Source organism: Okeania sp. SIO2F4 (assembly GCF_010672385.1).
Classification (GTDB): Bacteria; Cyanobacteriota; Cyanobacteriia; order Cyanobacteriales; family Microcoleaceae; genus Trichodesmium.
On sequence record NZ_JAAHGT010000342.1, the window covers coordinates 1 to 9,256 of the forward strand.

General features: G+C 38.4%; 4 protein-coding genes and 2 pseudogenes. 1 reads left to right on the top strand and 5 read right to left on the bottom strand.

Annotated elements, in window-relative coordinates:
* The 5 genes and pseudogenes from F6K22_RS20705 to F6K22_RS20725 form a co-directional block, all read right to left on the bottom strand.
* Positions 1-389, bottom strand: a pseudogene (locus F6K22_RS20705) (hypothetical protein); the annotation flags it as partial.
* A gap of 433 nt (positions 390-822) precedes the next feature.
* Positions 823-1,152: a zinc ribbon domain-containing protein gene (locus tag F6K22_RS20710; RefSeq protein WP_293102017.1), complete on the bottom strand. Its 330-nt coding sequence runs from the start codon at positions 1,150-1,152 to the stop codon at positions 823-825.
* 1,538 nt (positions 1,153-2,690) lie between these two features.
* Positions 2,691-4,598, bottom strand: a pseudogene (gene ltrA, locus F6K22_RS20715) (group II intron reverse transcriptase/maturase).
* Between the two features lie 637 nt (positions 4,599-5,235).
* Positions 5,236-6,819: a phosphoglycerate dehydrogenase gene (serA, locus tag F6K22_RS20720; RefSeq protein WP_293102020.1), complete on the bottom strand. Its 1,584-nt coding sequence runs from the start codon at positions 6,817-6,819 to the stop codon at positions 5,236-5,238.
* Between the two features lie 395 nt (positions 6,820-7,214).
* Positions 7,215-8,519: an RNA-guided endonuclease InsQ/TnpB family protein gene (locus F6K22_RS20725; protein WP_293102023.1), complete on the bottom strand. Its 1,305-nt coding sequence runs from the start codon at positions 8,517-8,519 to the stop codon at positions 7,215-7,217.
* A gap of 240 nt (positions 8,520-8,759) precedes the next feature.
* Between F6K22_RS20725 and F6K22_RS20730 the strand changes: the two genes are divergently transcribed.
* On the top strand, positions 8,760-9,256 hold a 497-nt coding region (locus tag F6K22_RS20730), incomplete at its 3' end, for a hypothetical protein (RefSeq protein WP_293102026.1).

A 9,256-nucleotide genomic window follows, 5' to 3' on the forward strand; every position in this document is an offset into this window, starting at 1 on the left:
CGTACATTTATACTTAAAGATATAATACACAGTTCGGGTACAGCAGTAGAGGATGGAGGATACAAGGATTTTACCAACATATTTACAAACCTTGTTCCGGGACATTCATACGATTTTACAGTAAAAACAACTTCTTCCTCAATTAAATGCCAATCCATCACTGGAACTGGTAAATTCATACACAGAGCATCTTGACGCAAATTTAAAGCTAGAGCTGACAAGTCCAACAGTTGAGTTTGCTCTTCTGGTAAATAAGCCAATATTAAACAATCATTACCTTTAACCTGACTTGCCGTCCCCCGGCAACCAAAACTATCCAGACGCCAGAAAATCACCTCCTCCAGACTTTGGTTACATAAGACTCTAATTTCCCACCAGTTATATGCCATAAAAATTTTAGCTTTTCTATGTTAGATTTTAGATTTTTTAATTAGTCATAGGGCTTACCCAGAAACAGAAACCGGGTTTCTCGACGAAATTTAGTGTACCATAGGCAAATAACCAGGATAACAAACCCAGTTTCTTGGTTGGAGTCCGTAAATCCTATATTCAACAATTAATAATTAATTATTAATAATTAATTATTACCTCTCCTTGAAAAGGGATAGGATTGACTAATCATGAAAATTTTTTCAAGTTTCTCCTTGCTCATGAGAGGCTTTAAACCTTAATTATTCGGTAATTTCAAGAAATATATTCACTGCTAATAACTAAAAACAACCATTGAGGGGAGTGTTCAGGATAATTTTGGTGAAGAAATATATTTATCTGTGAAGTACCGCTCAACTAAACTTACTTAAACTTACTCAAAAATCTGAAAGCTTAGTTGAACGCAAGTGGATTGATCGCCACAGGGTTAAACGGCAAACCCTTTATTCCTTGGTCAAAGACATCAGGAATTTCTTTTTTAATCATGTTAAACGACCCATTTACATCAGCATTTAATAATTTATTTTTCCTTGTTTTATACAACCCTCTTGTTACTCTTTTTTCACTAAAATTCGGTTTTATCTCTCCATATTTTGGTAAATTATTCCCATCTAAACAGCTCGATTGAGATGCATAAGATTCTTTTGTAATTATTACTTTTATTCCTCTTAGTTGGGCTTGATCTCTTAACATCTCTATTAACCTATAATGATGAATATTCACAAATTATTGATTGTTCTTTTTACCTGATTTTATTTCTTGTTTGCAAGTCTGATTCTGCCCAATAATTAAGATGCCTATTTTGTGGTTAACACACCAATCTATTACTCTTTTACTTGCTGTATGGAGATAATTTTAGACTCGACAATTTCGTTTCGGCTAAGAGCCGACATGAATGTGAGTTAATTTTTTTAAGCGATGATAATTACTTTGATTATGGTTTGTTTTTAATTGAGATTGTCAACAAGAGCGCTGTTTATTATAAAATAAAATGTATTAATGGCTTTTAATGGTCTGCCTTCAACCCGTGCATAGGTAAAATTTCTGTTTGATTTCTAGTTACAGCTATTAAATTATTTACTCCTAAATCTACTCCTACTACTTGTTGATTTTCTGTAATTTACTCCGATTTTTCATAGACTATTTCTATTATATAACAGCTACTTTTTGCGTAAGCATTCAGCTAGCTAAAGTTTCAGCTATCAGCTTTTAAAATAATCAAGCAAAAACTAAGGTTAGCTGACAGAAATATTTCATTCATATTTCACTCCTTGACTACTAATTCCTTCTTCCAAGATAAGTAGGTGGGCTTAATTATCCCTACAATACCAATGAAAATTCACTGGCGGTGAAAACCTTTTATAAACAGGGTTATAGCTTCTTTTTCAGATTTTTTATTTTAACCTTTATTTATGCCTACCTACTTAATGATTTAATAACTCATAGGTGATAGGTGATAGCTAATACGCCATGTGCTGAATGCTTACCTTTTTGCCACGATTCTTGCCTCTATTATTTCTGTCTGTGAAGTAGGAATTTTTATTTCACTCATAGACAGATGACAAATTCCTTTTTTTAAGGCTTTTTTGTCAAAAGAAAAAATTTTCCTTTTAACCTTACCTCTTCTTAAAAAGAAGAGGTAATTATTAATTATTAATTATTAATTATTGAACCCCAACTTACTTCACTGAAGTTGGGGCTTCCTACTTCAACTCAATCTAAGGACAGTTTGATTCATCTTCGAGACTTCCAGCTTTACTGGGAAGAGCCTCGACTAACTTTGGTTATTGACATCTCCAGGGGTTGAAACACCCTGGATTCTGTAGTAAATCTACCGCAAATGGGATCAATCCACATTTGCTTAAGCCTGTCAACAGACTCCTAAACTCCTCGGCATAGACCGAAATCTAGCTGTGAGTTTACTTTTTTATTAGCTTTGACGAGTGGTTTTACTCGTGCTGGTTGGAGCAATCTTCTCGCTGCTTTAGCTGCCTGCTTGCTTTTCCTTCGGAATGCGGAGCTAACAGCCGTCGTAGGAAACTAAGTCCCCTTACAGGTGTCCGCCGGAATTTCACCGCAAAGTGCCCTCTTGTCATGGCGACAAACCTTGTTCGGTCTTCCTCTAGTATACCAGGCTTTTACTCCGCTTTATGACCCGCGTGTCGTTATTCAACCAGGGGATAAATCTTCCGGGAACTTTCCTCCCGTTATTTTTTTAGGTTTTGGTTATATATATTCCCTGTTAAACTAAGCCAGGCAAGTTACCCTACCCGACTCGTCTTCAGAACCGGACGTGAGACTTTCACCTCCAAATCGGCTCCTCTCTTAAACGTCCCTTGTCATGGGTACATCCCTGTCCTAATATCAACATATCGTCAACCCATAAATATCCATCAGGTAAATCCTGTAACTTTGGTTCTGCGTATGTCTTTTTATCTAGGGCAGTTTTAGTGTCGTGGCAATGTCGGTGCAACAGTTGTTTATTCTTAATTGTGTTGTCACCACCTTTAGACCTTGGTTTTATATGGTCAACTTCCATAAGGTCAGTTGGTCTAAAAGTTAGCCCACAAGATGCGCATTTGTTCTTTTGCCGTTTTAACAGCGTTGTGACTTCTTTCCTAAGAGCTGGGTATTTACCGATTCTGCTGCTCCAATAAGTCCAGTCACCATCGTAGGGGGATTTATTACCTTTCACTTTGATGTGCCGTACAATGGGGACATCTGAGTGTAGGTTTAGTGTATATTTGCCATCGTTAAATTCCCAGTTTCTGGTTTCCTTAACTTTGGGGAAATACTTTTTCTTAACCCATTTGACTGACTTGTTGGGATGCCTTCTACTTGCCCATCTCCACAGTCTCTTCCATATAAGCATATCCATTTTACTGAATATCTTATTACTGACTACAGTGGAGAAGTAATTGCCCCATCCTCTAATTACCGGGTTTAATTTAGTTATTAAAGCTTTACTAGGAGCGGTTTTGTTGGAATCAAATATATCCGCCAGTTTCCGATAGTGAGTTTTTATACTCTTGGAGGATGGTTTAATCAGCGTCTTAAATCCTTGTCCGGCTGATTTAACCTCATATTGCCTTACATTAAACCCTAGGAAATCAACTCCAGGTTTACTCCCTTCGTGTTCCTCTAAGGTGTGGGCAATTCTGGTTTTTTCTGGTTTTAGTTCTAATCCTATTTGGCTCAACCATTCCTGTATTACGGCTTTTGCTTGTAGCACTACTTTGATATCCTTATGTAGGATGACGAAGTCATCAGCATAGCGCACTATGGTTAATGCCTTTTTATTCTTTTCCTTTTCACCTGGTAAGGTTTCAGTGAATTTATTTAGACATTCTTCCATGCCGTGCAAGGCGATGTTTGCTAGCAAGGGTGATATGACCCCTCCCTGTGGTGTACCTTCCACAGTGTCTAGGAATTGATTGTTGTCAAATACCCCCGACTTTAACCATTGTTTGATTAATCGTCTATATGGAGATATTCCAATTTTTCCTAACAGTGCATCGTGGTTAATTCGGTCAAAACATTTGGATATGTCAGCATCTAATACATACTTAGGCTTGAGTTTGATGCTGCTGAAGATTGCTCCAATAGCATCATGTGTTGACCTCCGGAAAAGACCATAGCTATTAGGTTCAAAGTGTGCTTCCCATTCTGGTTCCATACCTAGCTTTACCAGGGCTTGCAATGCACGGTCGTACATTGTAGGGATTCCGAGCGGTCGCTTTTCGTCCCTTCCTGGTTTTGGTATCCAGACTCTACGGGTTGGACTTGCTTTGAAATATTGTGTCTTGAGAATATCAACAAGGTTGAGTCTTTCCATTGGGGGCAGATTTTTGATTCCGTCCACTCCGGCTGTCTTCTTACCTTGGTTGTCTTGTGTGACACGTCTAACAGCTAGCAGCCTGGCGTAATAACTTTTGGTCAGAAGTTTTTGGTATTTACGCCGGAAAGCGGATTTCGCCACGGCTGGATGCTCTGTAGATGAGTTTTTGCAACTTAAACACATACTTTTCCACCTTCTTCCAATTAATGTCTTTCCATTTGAGATTTGGATTGACACTACAGGCATCCGGTATATCGTTTGTGTCCCATGCCACGCTTAAAAATGGTTTTGGGTTTCCCAAACGTCTTTTTAGGGTTTTGGCTTTATTCATTAGCTAGTGGTTCCTCTACATTACGTCTAACTGTGGGTACGTCAGCTCGATAGCTTTTTACCCAATCCTACTCTCTCTAAGACCTACGTCTATTGCGTAGATTGACCTTGAATGGCTTGCCTTCGATTTCGACCTGTATTCTTAGGTGTCTTAGAGAGGTTTCCTCGTTCCCTTATTCCTTTATTACGACTGATTTAGTGGGGTAAAATCTCCCGGAGGGTTCGGTATGGTTGTTGATAATCTCAAGTGGATAAGATTATCCAAGACCCTCTAACTTTCGTCCTACATTCCATAGCTACCTTTGGGATGGTTTCCTGTCACGAGAGTTTTATTACCTTTCTGTTCGTCCACTTGTCAGCCTTTGCTTGCGGTATCGTTCCTGATAACTGGTATTTTTCCCGCTTTTAAACCAGCTTCGGGGATTGATGTTCAGTCGCTACCCCGTGGTCTATGCTGTCAACCTAACAACAAGGCGGATGGAATTTCACCACCAAGGACATAAGAGTTATTCACAAGTCGAGGTTGCCCTCATGTATTAACTTGGAACGGCCATTTATACCTAGTTCCCTAGTTTAGTGGCCAACGAGTCGCACCCACTTCTCAGGAGAATCTCTGCACCTTTAAGCCCAAGAGTATGTCAAAGAGCAACTGTATAAGCATCTTTAATTCCTGGTTCTTTGAGAATTTCAGTTAATATTTCTTCTGGCAATGGGTCATCAACACTTAATACCATCACAGCATCACCCCGAACAATTTTACGACCTACCTGCATACTGGCAATATTGACATTGAAACTGCCTAGAAGTGAACCTATTTTACCAATAATTCCGGGCAGATCTCGGTGGAGAGTCAATAACATATATGGACTAGGAGGAACATTAATTGGGAAACCATCAATATTAGTAATCCGAATCTCATCTTCTCCAAGTAAAGCACCTCTAACAATATGGTCGCCCAGAGAACCCTTTGCTTCTAACTGTAATGAACCAGTATAGTCCCGGACTGAAGCATCTCTAGTTTCCACTACCCGAATACCTCTTTCCTTAGCTTCAATGGAAGCGTTTACATAGTTGACCCGCTCTCGCAAGGCTTGAGAAAGTAAACCCTTCAAGGCTGCCACTACTACAGGTTTACTATCTCCACTGGCCAAATCTCCTTCGAGACGAACATTGAGAAAATCAATACGCCCACCTGCTAATTGACTGACCAAATTACCAAGAGTTTCAGCCAATAACAAATAGGGCTTAAGTTTTTCCAATGTATCAGGATACATACCAGGGATATTCACCGCGGATCTAGCAGGCAACCCTAATAATACATCTCGAATTTGTTCAGCCACATCAATTGCCACATTCACTTGAGCTTCAGCAGTAGAAGCACCCAAGTGAGGAGTCATAACAATTTTTGGCCCCAACTCTCGTAGTGGGGACTCAGCTTCTAAAGGTTCATTTTCATACACATCTAAAGCAGCTCCAGCAATTTTTCCTTCTTTTAAAGCTTCAGCTAAAGCAACTTCATCAATAATTCCACCTCTAGCACAATTAATAATCCGAGCTGTAGGCTTCATTTTGGCAAAAGTTTCAGCATTAATAGAATGATAAGTTTCGTCAGTTTTGGGTATGTGGAGAGTAATATAATCTGACTCTTGGACTAACAGTTCCATATCTACCAAACTACAACCCAACTGTTCTGCTCTTTCTGCAGAAATAAATGGATCGTAGGCCAAAATTTTCATTCCCATAGCTTTCGCCACCTTAGCTACATGGGAGCCAATTTTACCCAAACCAACAACACCGAGAGTTTTTTTGTAGACCTCTACCCCGATAAACTTTTTGCGGTCCCATTTTCCACTTACAACTGATTGGTTAGCTTCTGCAACGTGGCGCGACATGGATAACATCATCGCTAGGGCGTGTTCTGCGGCAGCGATTGTATTTCCTTCTGGAGAATTAACTACTACAATACCTTTACGAGTTGCTGCTGGTACATCTACATTATCTACCCCGACTCCAGCACGACCAATAATTTTTAGTTCTGTTGCAGCTTCAATAATTTCTTTGGTGACTTTAGTACCAGAACGAATCATTAAAGCATCATATTCTGGGATAATTTTTACCAATTCTTCTACGGGTAGACCTGTTTTTACATCTACCTGAGCTACTTGGGAGATAATATCAATTCCACTTTGATCGATTGGATCGGATACAAGAACTTTTGGCATAGGAAGTTAGTTGAATAATTTGGGTTTATGAATTATTTTTCTGATAGGACTGACGTAAAAACCGGGTTTATCGACGAAATTTCCTGGTTTGAATAACAATAATCAGGGTAATAAACCCGGTTTCTTGTTTAGGTGCTTCATTAATGGATAATGGATAATGAATAATGGACTTAATAATTGATAATGAGTTGAATTTTTAAACCTTGTAGAAAAACTATTTCTTTGTAGATCAGAAAAGTCTAAAAGTTTTCACTTTTTGTACAAGAATTTCCAAGCAAAATAATTATAAATTATCAATTATTCATTAGAGAAATTATCCATTATCCATTGGTAAGCCCTGTGTGACTGAAACTTCTGCTTCATTGACTTCTCGCCGCTTTAAAAAGACGGGGATTCTAAGCGAATATTGTGAGCGGGTTCAAACCACCCTCACAACGCTTACGATATTGTCTTGAAAGAGAATCCAAAAAATACCGTTTTGGCAGAGTCAAAACTGCCCTAATAACCTTGGTTAAATCTAAATTTAACTGTGTTTTTACCTTTCTAATTATGTTGGCTGCGCCATGTGCATCAGCATTAATCAAGCTACCATCACAAGAGCGATATAACCCCCTTCTAACCCTCTTTCCTGATGCCTTCCACCGCTCGGGTTTTTCACCATATTTAGGTAGAAAATCATCATCTAAAAAACTGGCTTGACTGGTATAACTCTCTTCTGTCTCAATAAAGTTAATCCCATACTGTTCACAAAGTTGAGATATTCTTTCTTTGAGTCTAGCCGTAGGAATTTGTACGAATTCTTGGTTGTTCTTTTTGCCGATATTAATCCCATCTTTGTTGAATTTGTTCCAACCAAAAACGATGTTACTAATATCATTCACCAGACACCAATTAATTATAAACCTTGCCGCTTTATTAATGTTGTCCCTCATTTGACGGTTGCGCTTTTCCGTCAGTTCTGCTAATTCTTCATTCCAGTAATCTTGAGGCTTTCTCGTCTTAATTTTAGCGACTTGTTTGTTATACCAATGATTCTGAGATTTGACTTTTTTTCCATCAATAATAAATGACTTCCCAGTATTAGAAACTCCTGTTATCCAATTATTTACACCAGGGTCAATTCCTAAAACATTATTATTGACTTTAACAGATTCGATTTCTTGCTGTTTGTAAACAAACTCGATATAAAAACATCCATTTCTTGGAACGATGCGATACTCTTTGATTGAGTTAAAATCCAAATTCGAGGGCATGGGTAAAATAAAATGGTTAATTCCGAACCATGCTTTTACCTGATTTCCTAAGGGGAATTTTAGACTTTCATCAACTAATTTTACCCATCGAGCTGGATAACTAACTACTGCCATTCCACCTTTCTTCCGATAACTTGGTGGCTTGGGTCTAAAGTGTAATTTTTCCTCCTTGTATAGCTTCCATAAATTTTTGTAGGAATCAAAAGATTCAATTACACTATGTAATGTCTGTTGAGCACAAGCTGAACCCATTGCTTTGAAGTGTATATTGCTTTTTAATTCTTTATCAAGTGTGGCTCTGGTTAAAAAACTTCCTGCTTTAAACACCATTTGACGGCAATAGTAAATCCCACAGTTCGTTAATTTATTGGCTTGTGAACAGATATATTCAAGAACTGCCATGACCTCTGGGGATTTTTTGATCGAGTGTTGTTGACATCCATACAATTTACATCATCTCCTTGTCTATGAATTAACACAAAATTGGCCTTTTTCTATTAAGAATAATGACGGGTTAAAACCTGTCGCGTTCGATGACCATTGATTTTAATCAATAGCTAACTCTCACTCCTTAATGTTTAGGTTTTTTTGTGTCTGAAATAACAACTTTATCCTTATAGAGTACCAGTATGGGCCTATAATTTATTTTATTGACAGAAATATTTTAGATTGCTTTTAACAATTTTTATGAATTATCTCGTTGCCGTATTATCAGACCGTATTCAAGCTGAAGCCGCGTATTCTGCTTTAGAAAAAGAGGGTTTGCCCATGAAACAAGTGGCAATCTTGGGCCGGGGGTATCAAACTGCCGATGAATATGGCCTTATTGACCCCAAGGAACAGGCCCGCAAACAAGCGATGCGGATGGTAATTTGGCTTGTACCATTTGGGTTTGCTGCTGGTACTACTTTTAGTTTGATTACTGGTTTGAATACTTTTGCTTGGGCAGGCGAATTTGGCAATCATTTTATTGGTGGAATATTGGGTGGTATTTCTGGTGCAATGGGTGGAACTTTTGTTGGTGGTGGAGTGGGTTTGATTGTTGGTGGTGGTGATGCTGTATCTTATCGTAACCGCCTCAACGCAGGTAAGTATTTAGTTGTTATTCGGGGTTCGGAAGCTTTGACTCGTCTGGCAACTCGTACTTTATATCAGTTTAAACCGGAGAATATTCAAGGATATAC